1 protein-coding gene is annotated in these 1,112 nt (G+C 32.6%); it reads right to left on the reverse strand.

Features of this window, described 5'->3' with window-relative positions; all coding sequences use genetic code 11:
* Nucleotides 1-342: 342 nt before the first annotated feature.
* The coding region (locus E1171_RS00935; RefSeq protein ID WP_222931313.1) for a hypothetical protein at nucleotides 343-1,112 on the reverse strand (770 nt) is incomplete at its 5' end.

Raw genomic sequence — 1,112 nt, forward strand, 5'->3', positions numbered from 1 at the left:
TCTTAAATAGATAACTATTCTAGTTGGATACAACTATGAACACCATTATCAATATTGAAATTTCTTTGTAAATCTTTTTAATCTTAATAATGAGTCCACTCCGAAAATCCCATTTTTCCAAAATTTGACCAAAGTCCACACTCAAAATCGGCCTATACAGTTAAATTAGAGGGTGTGGAAATCATTAATACGCCACTTTCGACTTTTTGGAGCGGACTCAATAATACGTTTCAAATTGAGCCACTAAATCCGATCTAAAAGCGAAACCTTTATATTTAGAATTTCAGAAAAATTTCCTTCTCAATAATTGTTATACTTTTTATTTTTTAACTGGAAAGGAATTCACTCTACAGTTTTATACAATGTTTTTAAAAGGCTATTGGTTGGACAATCTCCCCCAACTTTTTTCACAGCAATTACCTGAGGTTCAATTTTGGTACCATCTTCATAGATTTTATTTTTAATCACAATAATGGCTTCAACTGCATCTTGTATTGATGCAAGAGAAATTGACTTAGGCAGAGGGATGAGTGAAGTAATGTCTTTGGATTCAATGCCCACTACATCTAATAGCAGTGTCCCCGTAAGGTTATTTTCATCCGCAGCGACTCCTATAGCTCCTAAATCGCCAATATTAAGATTTGCCTTAAAAGTAGTGATGTTAGCCGTAAGCCTAATCCCAACTCCTATTTTTAATAAACCTATGCAATACAGGCTATCGGTAGTTATTACTTTAACTGTGGTATACTTTACATAGTCCATGGTTACTACATAATCACACGCACTTTCAGAGACTGTGTTTCCCAAATAAACAACATTGCCTGACTCATCAAATGTAGATATGGTTACTAAAACAGTTTCATTAGGTAAAAAGTCAAGAATCTCTTTTTTATTTTGAAACAGCTGAGGCAAATACACAGTATCCACATGTCCTACTGAGTCTATTTGAATAATTTTTTTTGTATCGTAATCAATTGGAGGAATAGGTTTAAAACCTTCATAGGAATGTTCTAAAAAATATACTTTAGTTGGTTTCTTGCAGGAAGTTAGAAATGTAAAAATGCATATGATAGTGTACAAATTTGAATTGACTCTTAAACTCATAATTACAA

Origin of the sequence: Xanthovirga aplysinae (genome assembly GCF_009711365.1) — a bacterium.
Taxonomy (GTDB): domain Bacteria; phylum Bacteroidota; class Bacteroidia; order Cytophagales; family Cyclobacteriaceae; genus Xanthovirga; species Xanthovirga aplysinae.